Source organism: Bradyrhizobium sp. WSM4874 (genome assembly GCF_055811835.1).
Window position 1 is genome coordinate 93,361 of sequence record NZ_JBVVPR010000010.1, and the last position, 12,638, is coordinate 105,998.

Below are 12,638 nucleotides of genomic sequence, written 5' to 3' on the forward strand. Positions count from 1 at the left end.
CAAGGAGAATGACGATGAATATCGGGAGCGTGGCACGACAAGCGAATGCCAGCGGCGTTGAACCCGCCTTGAAATACGTGCAGGCCAACGGCGTGCGCTTCGCCTATCTCGAACAGGGCGACGGCCCCCTGGTCATGTTCCTGCATGGCTTTCCCGACAATGCCTGGCAGGTCTTCGCGGATGCGGGGTACCGTGCGGTCGCGCCGTTCCTGCGCGGCTATGCGCCGACAGAGATTCCGGCGGACGGCGTTTTCGATCCCATCGCACTGGGCAAAGATCTAGAAGCCCTCATCGCCGCGCTGAGCGACGACGGACAGGCACGCGTCGTCGGCATGGATTGGGGCGGCACCTCGACCTTTCAGGCGCTGGCCACGGCGCCATCGGCGTTCAAGGCCGCCGTGGTCATGAACACCGCACATCCGATTACAATTTCGAGCATCAGACGGGATCCGGAGCTCGTTCGAGCGGTCTTCCATGTCTATTTTTTCCAGCTGCCCGGCGCGGTATCGGCGGTCAACACCGAGGGACTTCCCTTCGTCGACTATCTCTGGAAGCTGTGGTCGCCGACGTTCAACAATGCCGAGCATATCCGTTCGATCAAGGAGACGCTCAGCTCTCCCGGCACCATGGCCGCGGCGCTTAAATATTACGGAGGCCTGACCGATGCGGGGCTCGCGGGCCGGCTTCCGATCAATAACATGCACACGCCGACGCTGACGATCTATGGCAGCAACGATCCGACAGCGAGGTACTCGGTCAAGGAGGAGCCGCTGTTCAAGGGGCCGCACAAGCGGATCGTCCTGCCCGATGTCGGGCACTTCCCGCACCTCGAGCGTGAGGACGAAGTCACCGGCCTGATCATGGACTGGTTCAAGACGCACGCGCCTGACTGAACGCAGAGGGCAGTAGCCCACAACATGCTTTGAGTTCTTCAATCTGGAGTGCGCGCAATGGACGCCAAGATACAGCAGCAATATGCCGAGACCTTTCATGCCCTTCACACGAAGGGCGATCCGCTCGTCCTGTTCAACGCCTGGGACGCCGCCAGCGCCAAAGCCATCGCGAAGACCTCTCCGGCCATCGCGACCAGCAGCGGAGCGGTCGCCTCCGCACTTGGATACGCCGACGGAGAAAATGTTCCGCTCGACATGGTGACCGGCCTGGTGTCGCGGATGACCGCGGCCGTGTCTGTGCCAGTCTCAATCGATCTGGAGGCAGGATATGGCGACACGCCAGAGGCCGCCGCCGGATCGGCGACCGAGATTTTGAAGGCCGGCGCCGTCGGCATCAATATCGAGGACGGGCTATCGGAGGGAAAGCGGCAACTCGTCAACCCCGAACTCCATGCCGCCAAGATCAAGGCGGTGCGGGACGCTGCGAAAGATTTGGGAGTTCGACTGTTCATCAATGCGAGAACGGATCCATTCCTGCTGAAATTCGGATCGCCGGACGATTGCATGAATGAAGCGGCAAGGCGGGCGAAGGTTTATGCGGAGGCCGGCGCCGACGGAATTTTCGTACCCGGCCTCACCGACCTCGCCCTCATTGAAAAGTTCGTTCAGCTCACGCCTCTGCCGGTCAACATCATGGTGACACAAGGCGTTCCCGCAATTCCGGATCTGGCTCGCGTCGGCGTTCGGCGGGTGAGCCTTGGGCCGTGGCCGATGATGGCAGTGATGCGGATAATCGGCCAGGCCGCGGCTGCGGTCGCCGCCACCAAGCAATACGGCACGTTCCTGCAACCGGATGCCTGAGCCAGGACATCACCGGCCAAAGTCGCTTCTACGCGGACCGCTTCACCGCGGTCGCGCCGGCCGGTGCAATGTCGAGACGAGCCAGCATCGCCCGCGCCTGCTCGGCGCAGTGCTCGATCAGCCAGCGCTCGAAGGCGACGGGCGCGAGCGCGGGTGCGTAGAGGAAGCCCTGCACGACGTCGCAGCCGAGTTCGGCCAGCACCTTGCGCTGCGCCTCGGTCTCGACGCCTTCGCCGACGACGGTCATGCCGAGGCCCTGCCCGACGCGCACCACGGCGGTGGCAATTGCGAGCGCGCCAGCGTCACGCTCGATGTCGCGCATGAAGCTGCGGTCGATCTTGAGCTCGCGGATCGGCAGATGGGCGAGCCGGCTCAGGCTGGAATAGCCGGTGCCGAAATCGTCCACGGAAAGCCCGACGCCGAGCTCCCGGATCGCGTTCATCGTCTCGAGCGCGGCGACGCTGTCCTGCATGAACGCGCCCTCGGTGATCTCGAGCATCAGCGCATTCGCCGGCAGATCGTATTCGGCGAGGATGTCCTTGAGCCGCGCGGCCAGCGTGACGTTGCGGAAATTGATCGGCGACAGGTTCACCGACACAGATGGAATGTCGAGCCCGGCGCGGCGCCAGCTCGCCATCTGCCGGCAGGCCTCGCGCACCGACCACAGGCCGATCTGCTCGATCAAACCGCACTCTTCGGCAAGCGGAATGAATTTTGCCGTCGAGACGTCGCCGAGCTCCGCATCGTGCCAGCGCGCCAGCGCCTCGACGCCATGGATTGCGCCGTCGCAGCTGCGGATCTGCGGCTGATAGCTGAGGGTCAGCGTGCCCTCGGCGACGGCGCGGCGCAGCGCCGCGATCAAGGCCAACCGCTGCTCGGTGAGCCCGTTCATCTCGGCGCTGAACAGGCGATGGGTCGAACGTCCCGCCTGCTTGGCCATGTACATGGCCGCGTCCGCCTGCTGCATCAAGGTGTCGATGTCGGTCGCATGATCGGGATAGAGGCTGACGCCGATGCTCGCCGACATCTGCAGCTGCCTGGAGCCGAGCCGCAGCGGCGCGGCCAGCGCTTCGGTGATTCCGGCCGCCACGCGCTCGGCACCCTCAGCGTTGCGCCGCGGCAGCAGGATCACGAACTCGTCGCCGCCGAGCCGCCCCAGCATATCCTCGGGTCCGATCTGCTCGCGCAGGCGCTGCGCGAGCAGGATCAGGAGCTCGTCGCCAGCGGCATGGCCGAGCGTGTCGTTGACGTCCTTGAAATGATCGACGTCGAGGAAGGCCAGCGCGACGTGGCTGCCGGTCGGGCAGGCATCGATGGCGGTGGTGATCAGGCGCCGCAATTGTGCGCGGTTCGGCAGACCAGTGAGGATGTCGTGATAGGCGAGCCGCGCGATCTCGGCGCGCGCTTCCTTGCGCTCGATCGCGAAGGCGCCGAGATTGACGCACGCCTCGACGATGCGGCGGTGCCAATTGCTCGGCGCGCGCGGCTCCCGGTAGTAGAAGGCGAAGGTGGCGATGACCCGTCCGTCCTTGGCCTTGACCGGCGTCGACCAGCATGCGCGCAGGCCAATCGCGAGCGGCATCGCCTTGTAGGGCTGCCAGCGCGGGTCGGTCTCCAGATCGATCGCCAGCACCGGCTCGCCGTAGAAGGCCGCGGTTCCGCACGAGCCGACATTGGGACCGATGGCAATGCCCTGCAGTGCGCGGGAATAGTCCTCGGGCAGGCTTGGGCCGCCGAGCGGATGGATCAATCCCGCGGCATCGACGTGAAGCAGCGAACAGACGACGTCGGGCGCGATCTGCTCGACGCGGCGGCACAGCCGGTCGGCGATCTCGCCGATCGGAACCTCGTCGGCAAGCGCGCCCATGATGAGCTGCTGCAGCGAGCGCAACTGCTTGGTCTCGGTGATGTCCTCGAGCAGCGCGAAGATGTGCTTGACCTGGCCCTTCCTGTCGCGGAAGGCATCGATGCGGGCGCAGACCCAGATCTCCTCGCCGTCCTTGTCATAGGCGAGCATCTCGAGCTCGCCGCGGTGGCCGCCATCCATCAGGCGCTTGATGAGCTTCGCAACAGCCTTGCGATCGGTGTGGCGGCCGGCGATCAGCCCCCTCGCACGGCGGCCCTCGGCTTCCTCGCTGGTGTAGCCGAACAGCGTCGTGAAGGCGGCATTGACGTAGACGATGTTCTGATCGGTGTCGGTGATGAGCACCGCGCGGTTGGTCTGGTCGGAGACAGCGTGGAGAAGCCCGATTTTGACGCGGCGCTCGGCCTCCGCGGTGACGTCGCGCGCGAACACCACGTGATGGGTCACGCCGCCACTTGCAATGGATGAAAGCGAGATGGCCGCCCGGATCCGGCTGCCGTCGTGTCGCACGAGGCTGATCTCGTCACGGAAGTCCGCACACGGTTCGGCCCGAAGGCATTTGAGGGTGAGAATTTCGGAATCGCGGCCGAGCACTTCAGCGCGTGCGAGATTCCATATCCGCTCTGCACCGGCATTGAAATGCGTGATGCGATGCGCGCTGTCGACGATGACGATGCCCTCGTCGGCGCGTTCGAGCGCGGCCAACAGCATTTCCGGAGTTTCTGTCATGGGACAATCGGAGGCAGACATCGCTGGACCCGGAGGCATCGGGAAGATATGGCAACCGAGGCTAGCGCCGCGATGGTGTCCAAGACGTTTTTGCAGTCCGCTCGCACCGCGCCAAGACGCGACATGCTTAACATTCCGCCAAACACGCGAAGGTAATTGGGTGCGTACGGAACCTATTCGGCGCCGGCGTCCGCCTGAAGCTTGCCCGCGACGGCGCGCACCTTGCGCGGCGCGGCTTGCCAGATCGAGAGCGCCGACAACCCGCTCACGAGGATGGCAACGCCAAAGGCGAGCGTGTAGTCGCCGACCCGATCGTAAAGCAAGCCGGTGACCCAAGGACCGGCCGCACCGCCGGCCAATGCCGCCAGCATGATCGTGCCGAAAATGCTGCCCTGGTGCCTGCCCTGAAAAATCTCGAACACCACTGCGCCCATGATCGAGGTCAGGCCGTAGCCGAGCGCGCCTTGCGTGAACACCATGAGATAGACCAGCCACAATGACGGCTGGAATTTCAGTGCCATCAGCGCCGCGAAGGAGATCGCAAAACCCGCGCAGCTGATCGCCCACACCCATTCCCGTCCGATCCGGTCGGAGATATGGCCGAGCAGAATCTGGCCGGGAATGCCGAGCAGGCTGACGATGCCGAGCGCCCACACCGCGACACCCGGGCTGAAGCCGATATCGAGCAGAAATTTGGTCTGGTGCACCTGCACCGCGTACCAGATGTACAGGCCGCAGAAATAGCCGAGCGCGATCCACCAGAACCGCGCCGTGGCTACCGCTTTCCGGAGTGTCCATTCGGTCCCGGCCCAGACGGGATCGACAATGTTGGAGGCCGGTTTTGCGGCGCCCGCGGCCGGCGCGGCATCGCCGTCCGGGCGCAGGCCGATATCCTCGGGGCGCCTATGCAGGAACAGATTGATCGGCGCCAGCACGATCAGGACCATCAAGCCCATCGCAGTGCAGGCGGTGCGCCAGCCGGTCCCTTCGATCATGTGCTGCACCCACGGCAGCAGCGTCACCGAGCCGATGCCGACCCCGGCGAAGGCGATGCCGATGGCGAGGCCGCGCGTGCGGATGAACCAGTTCGGCAGGAACAGCGACTGGCCGGAATAGCCGAGACACACCGAGCCGGCGCCGACCATGACGCCGATGGTGACGTAGAGATGCCATGGCTGGCTCGTGAGCGGCGCGAGCAGGAGCCCGCCACCCATCAGAACCACGCCGAGCTCCATCACCGCGCGCGGGCCGGCGCGGTCCATCAGCCGGCCGATCAGCGGGCTGACCATGCCCGATACCACGAACCCGAAGGAAAAGGCGCCCGCGGTGACGCCGCGCTCCCAGCCGAATTCGGAGATGATGGGAGGAAAGAACAGCGAGAAGGCGGTGCGCGCGTTGACGCCGATGGCCATGGTGACGAAGGTCACCGCGACCACGACCCAACCGTAGAAGAACGGAAGCCGCATTGTGTGTTTCATCCCTGGACGGTCCTTCCGACCATCCGGGACTGCCCGGGTCAAGCGCTTTTCGCGCATGCCCGTTGAGCGGCCGCGCTCAGGCGGCGTCGCGTTGGGATGGTTTGACGGGCGCGTCGAACAGGATCCGTTCGATCGGGTGCGGCCGGCCGAACAGATAGCCCTGCGCGAAATTGACGCCGAGCGCCTTCAGCCGCTCGTACTCCTCGCGGGTCTCGACGCCTTCGGCGGTGACCGACATGTCCAGCCCGCGCGCCAGCGTCACGATCGAGGAGATGATGGCGGAGCTGCGCGGTTGATGCGTGAGGTTGCGGATGAACGACTTGTCGATCTTGATCTTGTCGAACGGGAACGCGGTCAGATAGCTGAGCGACGAATAGCCGGTGCCGAAATCGTCGAGCGCAAGCGCGATGCCGATGCTCTTCAGCCGCTCCATGAAGGCGTGGTTCTCGACGCCGCGTTCCAGCAGCACGGATTCCGTGATCTCGATCTCCAGCCGCTGGGGCGGCAAGCCGGAATCGGCGAGCGCCGCGCTGATCATCTCGAACAGCTCGGCCTCCTTGAACTGGATCGGCGACAGGTTGACGGCGACTGCGAGGTCGGACGGCCAGCCGGCCGCGTCCGCGCAGGCGCGCCGCAACACGAATTCGCCGAGCGGCACGATCAGCCCGGTCTCCTCCGCAAGCGGGATGAACTGGTCCGGCGGAATCAAGCCGCGCGTCGGATGCCGCCAGCGCACCAATGCCTCGAAGCCACGCCGCGCGCCGCTGAGGGCGTCGACGAACGGCTGGTAGTGCACCTCGAGCTGGCACCGCGCGATGGCGTCGCGCAGATCGCCTTCCAGCGTGCTGCGCGCCTCGAGCTCAGCCGACATCGCCTTGTCGTAGATGGTGAAGCAGTTGCGGCCCGACGATTTCGAGCGGTAGAGCGCGAGGTCGGCCTTCTTCAGCAGCTGCTCCTGATCGCTGCCGTGATCGGGCGCGATCGCAATGCCGATGCTGGTGCCAATCTCGACGCGGTGTCCGGGAAGAAGGAACGGCTCGGCCACGAGCTTGGCGATCCGCCCCGCCAGTTCGGTCGAGCAGACGCGCTGATCCTCGCAAGCTTCCTGGATGACGGCGAATTCGTCGCCGCCGAGCCGGGCCAGCACGTCGCTGGCGCGCAACGCGGATTTCAGCCGCTGTGCGACCTGACGCAGCAGCACATCGCCGGCACCGTGACCGAGCGAGTCGTTGACGTTCTTGAAGCGGTCGAGGTCGAGCATCAGGATCGAGAAGGTCGGACCGCCGTCCTTCAAACGGCCATTGAGCTCGTCGAGCCGGGCGAGGAAGAAGGCGCGGTTCGGCAATCCGGTCAGGATGTCGGTCTGGGCGAGTTCGAGCACCCGCCGGTTCGCCAGCGAGAGCCGCCGCGAATTGCGGCTTGCGAGCATGAGATAGGTCGAAAGCGACAGCGTCAGCAGCATGCCGACGATCAGCACCGCGCCCGCGCGATCGTAGGTCGTCTCCAGCGGACCGCCGGCAGCCGGAACCGCCCGCACCTGCCAATCGGAGTCGCCGATCTTGAGATTGCCCGACCAGTGCAGGGTCCGCGCGACGTCTCGCATCGACTGCGGCGCCGTGGCGGCCGACGAATAATCCGGCAGCATGTCCTCCTGGCCGACGATCTGCCCCGGGACCGGCGGATAGACGTTGACGCTGACCGCGGGGCTTGCCCCGGTGGTCACGCGAATGGACTGGATCAGCAGCGGCAGGTCGAAGACGCCGACGACGAAGCCGGCGAGATTGCGGCGCCGGTCCACGACCGTGTCGCGCGACGTTCCCTTGGCGTAGACGGGAATGGCGACGAGCACGTCGGGCAACCGGCCGCCCGCCTTCGGCTCGAAGAGGCGGGTGCGAATGGCGGCGATCCGGTCGGTGTCGCGCGCGCGCTCGAGGACCGCGCGGCGTTCCGGAACGGTCGCGTAGTCCATGCCGTAGACCGGAGACGTCTTCGGCTGGGTCGAGTAGAGCACCGGAAAATATTCGTCGCTCTGCGGCGCGGTCGCAAACGCATCGCCCTGGAGCGACTTGATGCGATAGCCGGAGACGCCGTCCGTGATCGCCGCGGCCTCGTATTCGGCGCGCTCCTTGCGGTTCACGCGCGGCACCCAGGAAATGCGCAGCATGCCGGGATGGCGCTCGAACAAGCGGGTGCTGAAGGTCTCGAATTCGCTGCGGGTGATCTCCTGGTTGGTCGATTCGAACAGCGTGCGTAGCGCGACGAGCCTGGAGATGTACTCGCTCATGCCGTTCTGCATGACGATCACTTCGGTCTCGGCCGCGTTCTCGAACTCGATCTTGTTGACGCGGCCCTCCCATCGCGCCACGGCGGCCGCACCCGCGACCGAAAACAGAAGACCGATTCCGACCGCGACGAGCGCAGGGCGATAGAGCCTGAGCAGCAGCGCGGCACGCCACCATCCGGTCATACGCCCCCGATCCTGATCGTTCTGATCCCGACCGCCCATTCCAGAAACCGCCGTCCCCTCTCCCGGCCAACCGAACCTCTGGTTGAGCCGCCGGAGCCACTATCGGAACAGGACCGCGGTTAAGAACTGCACAATTTCGGAACCCGGTTTTTCCGCATTATCCAGCTTAGTTAATGAAGTGCAGGATGATGCGGACTTTGTCGCAATAAGTTGCCGGTTTTCCCCGGAGTAGTACGGAGCCGTCGATACATCGGCGATTCATCCTGCGGCGATAGCTTTCACAAAGCTACTCACCGCACCCGGCAAGACTTTTCTTGATGTATCGATCTCGATCTGCGATATGCATCGTCATGACCGTCGCCGTCCTGGCAGCAATCATGCTGCCGGCGAAAGCCGACGAGATCGGCGTCAGCAAGGATGCAATCCTGTTCGGCCAGGCCGCAGCGCTCGAAGGTCCCTCCTCCGCACTCGGACAGCGGATGCGCCAGGGCATCGTCGCAGCCTTCACCGAGATCAACGCCAAGGGCGGCGTCCATGGCCGCAAGCTCCAGCTCATCAGCCGCGACGACGGTTACGATCCCGACCGCTCGACGGTGCAGACGCTGCGGCTGATCGAGGACGACAAGGTGTTCGCGTTGATCGGTGCGGTGGGCACGCCGACGGCGGTGGCGACGATACCGATCACCAGCGCCAGGAACGTGCCGTTCATCGGCCCGTTCAGCGGCGCTGAATTCTTGCGCGACCTCCAGCTCGCGAACGTGGTCAACATCCGTGCGAGCTATGGCGCCGAGGCCGAGGCGTGGGTCAAGCACCTCACGGAGGATCGCCATTTCACCCGCATCGCCATTTTCTACCAGGACGATTCCTTCGGGCGCGACGGTCTTTCCGGCGTGAAGCGCGCGCTTGCCAGGCGCGGTCTCGAACTCGCCGCCGAGGGCACCTTCGAGCGCAACACCCGCGCGGTCGCGTCGGCCTGGCGCACGATCAAGCGCGTCGAACCCGAGGCGATCGTCATGGTCGGGACCTACGGTCCCTGCGCGGAGTTCATCAAGCTCGCGCACCGCAGCGGCGCGCGTCCGACCTTCGTCAACATCTCCTTCGTCGGCGCCGTTGCGCTCGCCCGGGAGCTTGGCCCCGAGGGCGAAGGCGTCGTCGTCTCGCAGGTCGTGCCGTTTCCCTGGGACCGCTCCCTCAAGCTGGTTGCCGACTACCAGGCGGCGCAGACGGCGTTCGACCCCGCGCTGACACCGAGTTTCGTGTCGCTCGAAGGCTATATCGCCGGCCGTCTCGCGGCCGCGGCGCTGGAACAGGCCGGACCGCAACCGACGCGCGCGAGCCTGCTGCGGGCCATCAACGATGTCGGCCACTTCGACATCAGCGGCAGCACCGTCACCGTCGGCATGCGCATGATCGACGCGCCCCCGAAGGTGTTTTTGACGGTGATCCAGAAGGACGGGACGTTCAAAGCGGTGGACCGGCTTTAGAGCCGCTCACGGCCGCCGCGTCCAGCGGTCGGCGTTGACGGCGCCTTGGGGGGCCCCGCCTTTGACGATCGCTTCGACCTGCCGCACAGTTTCCAGCGACTGATATTCGATCGCCTGCGGCGTCAGGCCGCCGACATGGGGCGTGGCGATGACGTTGGGAAGCTTCGCAAGCTCCGGACTTGGCATCTGGTCAGGCGCGCGGCCGACATCCATCGCGGCACCCGCGATACGATTCTCAAGCAACGCCTTCGCCAGCGCCGCTTCATCGACGAGGTTGCCGCGCGAGAGATTGATGAAGACCGCATGCTTCTGCATGCGCCGCAGCGCCGCCTCGCCGATCAGATTTTCGGTCTGCTCGTTGGCGATGGCAAGGCAGATGACATAGTCGGACGCGGCGAGGAGTTCGTCGAGGCTGACCTGCCGGATGGCGCTGTCGCTCACGGTCGCAAAGGGATCTGCGACCAGCACCTCCATGCGCATCACGTTGGCGATGTCGGCGAGATAGCGCCCTATGCTGCCATAGCCGATGATGCCGATCTTGCTGCCGGCGAGCTGACGTCCCATCCGCGCCTCCGGCTTGCGGCCGGCGTGGTAATCGGCCGTCGCCCGCGATACGCCGCGGGAGAGATCGACCATGAAGCCAACCGCGAGCTCGGCAACGGCTTGCACGAAGCCAGGCCCGGCGCGGGTCACGAGCACGCCGGCGTTCGACGCGGCCTCAACGTCGACGTTGCGGATGTCGACAGCGCAGCGCACGAAGGCGCGCAGGCGCGGCAGTTGTGCAAAGATCTCGCCGCGTCCTTCGGTCATGCGGTCGGCCACGATGATGTCGACATCTTGCGCAGCGCGCACGAGGCTGGTTGAGACCAGCGTCTCATCGCTGTCGTGCAGGATCACCTCGGCGGCCGCGCGCAAACCGTTCAGGCTGCGATCGCCGTAGTAATTGCGGCGCATCTTCGGCGTGTGGGCCAGCAGGACTTTCACGGCAAGACTCCCTCAATAGCCGAACGCGCGCGGCAATGCCGTGCTGAGCCATGGCACGAACGCGATCACGAGCAGGCAAAGGAACAACAGGCCGAGATAGCCCATGATCGGCTTCACCGTCTGCTCGATCGGCACGTTGCCGATCAGGCAGGCGCCGTAGAGCCCGAGTCCGAGCGGCGGCGCGAACAGGCCGATGCCCATCGCGATCACAAGCACCACGCCGAAATGCAGGGGATCGATGCCGAGTTGCACGGCCACCGGCAGCAGCAACGGCCCGAAGATGATCAGCGCGGCCGCGCCCTCCAGCACCGAGCCCATCACGATCAGCACGCCGATCGCGAGCAGGATAAACAGCCAGGTGCCGCTGGTCTTGGACAATCCGAGCATGAAATCGCCGACCGCATGCGGCACTTGCTGCAAGGTCAGCGTGAACGCCAGCGACTGCGCGGCCGCGACGATGAACAGCACGAGCCCCGCGCGCGTCGCCCCCTGCACAAAACTGTGCGCGGCCGATGTGAAGCTGAGCTCGCGGAACACCACGCTGCCGACAACGAGTGCATAGGCCACGGCGAAGGCCGAGATTTCCGTGGCCGTGGCAAAGCCGCTCTTGAAGCCGAAGAAGATCATGAAGATCAGGCCGAACGAGGCGATCGCGCCGCTCCACAGGCCCGACACCGGCATCTGCGGCGCGATGTCCTCCTCATCAGCCGGAGTCTCAGTTGGGGTCTTGCCGAAGATGATGGAGACGGCGATCAGGGCCAGCGCCATCAGCGCCGCCGGCAACAGCCCTGCAACGAACAGGCCGCCGATCGACAGGTTCGCGACGAAGCCCAGGATGATCAGGTTGATGCAGGGCGGGATGGTCTCCGCCATCACCGCGGAGGCCGCGAGCAGCGCCACGGCGCCGCCCGGGTTTTGCTTGGAGCGGCGCGCCGCCGGAATCAGTACGGAGCCGACCGCCGCGACGTCGGCCATCTTCGAACCGGAGATGCCGGAGAACAGCACCATCGAGGCCACCATCACGACGTTGAGGCCGCCGCGCATGCGCCCGACCCCGCGCTGCAACAGCTCGATCAGGCGCACCGACATGCCGTTGGCTTCCATGAGGTAGCCGACGAGAATGAAGAACGGAATCGCGAGCAGCACGAAATTGTCGATGCCGCGCGCCATCTGCTGCGCGAAGATAACGCCGGGCAGCGCGCCCTCGACCCAGATGAAGATCAGCGCGGCCAGCGCCAGCGCAAAGCCGATCGGCAACCCGCCGACCAACGTCGCGAAGAAACCGATCAGCATCAGCGTGCCCGCCGACGGCACCGTAGCGGGCGAAAGATAATCCCAGGCGAGATAGAGGCCGGTCACGACGGCAATCGCGACGAGGCCCCTGACGATGTCGGGGAGTGGCCTGGCGCAGAGTTGGTCGATCGCAAACACCGTCATGAACAGCGCGCCGGCGCCCATCGGGTAGAAGGTCAGCTCCAGCGGCAAGCCGGATCCGGTAGTCTGACCCGCCGTCAGCGAGCCGAGCTTGATGGCGTTGTAGGCGACGTAGCCCGAGATCAGCACCACCAGCAGCGCGCTGGCGGCGTCGACCAGCGCGCGCAGCCGTGCCGGCGCCATGTCGCGGAAGAAAGAGACGCCGACATCCTCGCCGCGCGCGAGCGCGCTCGCCGCGCCGAAGAAGGCCGAGCCGACCATCAAGCCGCGCGCCACGTCGTCGGACCACTCCACCGGCGCGTTGAAGCAGAAGCGCAGCAGCACGGAACCGCAGACGACGACGAGATCCGCGGCCAGCAAAATGGCCGCGATCGCGTCGCTGACGCGAAGCAGCAGGGCGATGCTCCCGTGGCGCCCGCCCGAGAGAGATACGGCAGCCGTCAT

The 12,638-nt window shown here is 65.6% G+C and carries 8 protein-coding genes; 3 read left to right on the forward strand and 5 right to left on the reverse strand.

Annotated features, from left to right (window positions below):
• Nucleotides 1-14: 14 nt before the first annotated feature.
• Complete coding sequence (locus AC0L3P_RS13155) at nt 15-893, forward strand: alpha/beta fold hydrolase (protein WP_473302169.1); 879 nt, start codon at nt 15-17, stop codon at nt 891-893.
• A 57-nt stretch (nt 894-950) separates the two neighbouring features.
• Nucleotides 951-1,754: an isocitrate lyase/PEP mutase family protein gene (locus AC0L3P_RS13160; protein WP_473302170.1), complete on the forward strand. Its 804-nt coding sequence runs from the start codon at nt 951-953 to the stop codon at nt 1,752-1,754.
• A gap of 28 nt (nt 1,755-1,782) precedes the next feature.
• Here the strand turns inward: AC0L3P_RS13160 and AC0L3P_RS13165 are convergent, their stop codons facing one another.
• From AC0L3P_RS13165 to AC0L3P_RS13175, 3 genes are all read right to left on the reverse strand, one after another.
• The gene (locus AC0L3P_RS13165; protein ID WP_473302171.1) at nt 1,783-4,368 is read right to left on the reverse strand and encodes an EAL domain-containing protein; all 2,586 of its coding nucleotides are present in this window, start codon (nt 4,366-4,368) and stop codon (nt 1,783-1,785) included.
• Between the two features lie 152 nt (nt 4,369-4,520).
• The gene (locus tag AC0L3P_RS13170; protein ID WP_275173558.1) at nt 4,521-5,813 is read right to left on the reverse strand and encodes an MFS transporter; all 1,293 of its coding nucleotides are present in this window, start codon (nt 5,811-5,813) and stop codon (nt 4,521-4,523) included.
• Between the two features lie 88 nt (nt 5,814-5,901).
• Complete coding sequence (locus AC0L3P_RS13175; protein WP_473302172.1) at nt 5,902-8,292, reverse strand: bifunctional diguanylate cyclase/phosphodiesterase; 2,391 nt, start codon at nt 8,290-8,292, stop codon at nt 5,902-5,904.
• Between the two features lie 317 nt (nt 8,293-8,609).
• On the opposite strand from AC0L3P_RS13175, the gene AC0L3P_RS13180 reads away from it, so the two are divergent.
• Nucleotides 8,610-9,776, forward strand: coding sequence for an ABC transporter substrate-binding protein (locus AC0L3P_RS13180; RefSeq protein ID WP_473302173.1), 1,167 nt, complete (start codon nt 8,610-8,612; stop codon nt 9,774-9,776).
• Nucleotides 9,777-9,782: 6 nt separating this feature from the next.
• Here AC0L3P_RS13180 and AC0L3P_RS13185 read toward each other — a convergent pair whose 3' ends face one another.
• Together AC0L3P_RS13185 and AC0L3P_RS13190 are read right to left on the reverse strand one after the other, a co-directional pair.
• Nucleotides 9,783-10,760 carry an NAD(P)-dependent oxidoreductase gene (locus AC0L3P_RS13185; RefSeq protein ID WP_473302174.1) on the reverse strand — a complete coding sequence of 326 codons (978 nt, stop codon included), beginning with the start codon at nt 10,758-10,760 and terminating at the stop codon, nt 9,783-9,785.
• 12 nt (nt 10,761-10,772) lie between these two features.
• Nucleotides 10,773-12,638 (reverse strand): TRAP transporter large permease, encoded by a 1,866-nt coding sequence (locus AC0L3P_RS13190; RefSeq protein ID WP_473302175.1) that lies wholly within the window; start codon nt 12,636-12,638, stop codon nt 10,773-10,775.

Excerpts from the sequence above, each read along its gene's own strand:
- AC0L3P_RS13170 (WP_275173558.1), bottom strand. The coding sequence starts at position 5,813 with ATGCGGCTTCCGTTCTTCTACGGTTGGGTCGTGGTCGCGGTGACCTTC.
- AC0L3P_RS13190 (WP_473302175.1), bottom strand. The coding sequence starts at position 12,638 with ATGACGGCTGCCGTATCTCTCTCGGGCGGGCGCCACGGGAGCATCGCC.
- AC0L3P_RS13180 (WP_473302173.1), top strand. The coding sequence starts at position 8,610 with ATGTATCGATCTCGATCTGCGATATGCATCGTCATGACCGTCGCCGTC.
- AC0L3P_RS13165 (WP_473302171.1), bottom strand. The coding sequence starts at position 4,368 with ATGTCTGCCTCCGATTGTCCCATGACAGAAACTCCGGAAATGCTGTTG.
- AC0L3P_RS13155 (WP_473302169.1), top strand. The coding sequence starts at position 15 with ATGAATATCGGGAGCGTGGCACGACAAGCGAATGCCAGCGGCGTTGAA.
- AC0L3P_RS13160 (WP_473302170.1), top strand. The coding sequence starts at position 951 with ATGGACGCCAAGATACAGCAGCAATATGCCGAGACCTTTCATGCCCTT.
- AC0L3P_RS13175 (WP_473302172.1), bottom strand. The coding sequence starts at position 8,292 with ATGACCGGATGGTGGCGTGCCGCGCTGCTGCTCAGGCTCTATCGCCCT.